Consider the following 281-nt stretch of genomic DNA (forward strand, 5'->3'; position numbering starts at 1 on the left):
ACGAACTAGCACCACGCGTAATACTTTATATATCTCTCATGATGAAGATGCGTTAAGAATGACTGGTGTCAACAAAAAATATGACACGATGTCAGACAAGGAAATAAATCGTCTTCGCACTTTTGATGGACATAAAATATTGTCATTGGCAGATGTCTTTAAGAGGTATAAAAGGTCGACACATTATGTTATTGAATTGAAACAAAATGAATCTCAGATCGATAATTTTATCAATATAGTAAAAAAATATAATTTCCCCGATTTAAAATTGAAGTGCAACA

The 281-nt window shown here is 31.7% G+C and carries 1 pseudogene; it reads left to right on the plus strand.

The window, feature by feature from the left end:
* Positions 1-281 (plus strand): annotated as a pseudogene (locus FC65_RS12125) (hypothetical protein); the annotation flags it as partial.

Origin of the sequence: Ligilactobacillus acidipiscis DSM 15836, from assembly GCF_001435755.1 — a bacterium.
In the GTDB taxonomy this organism is placed as follows: Bacteria; Bacillota; Bacilli; order Lactobacillales; family Lactobacillaceae; genus Ligilactobacillus; species Ligilactobacillus acidipiscis.